The organism is Planomonospora algeriensis, assembly GCF_977012225.1.
The window spans coordinates 1-224 of sequence record NZ_CDRNDK010001191.1 but is presented as its reverse complement, the minus strand read 5'-3'; the positions used below and the strand labels follow the sequence as shown (position 1 = coordinate 224).

Genomic DNA, 224 nt, shown 5'->3' with positions numbered 1-224 from the left:
TGGTACCTGGCGCACGGCTCCAACTCCTCCAGCGCCGACTACCTGCGGGTGAAGGTCGTCGGACCGTCCGGGACGACCCAGGTGTTCCAGCAGCTCGGCGCGGCCACCGACCGCGACGGCACCTGGAGCTCCGCGGAGGCCGACGTCTCGGCCTTCGCCGGGCAGACCGTGCGGATCCTCATCGAGGCGGCCGACGCCTCGGGCGCCTCCCTGGTGGAGGCCGG

The 224-nt window shown here is 73.7% G+C and carries 1 pseudogene; it reads left to right on the top strand.

Going from position 1 to position 224, the window contains the following annotated elements:
- Positions 1–224: pseudogene (locus ACWJ6R_RS38380) on the top strand (hypothetical protein); the annotation flags it as partial.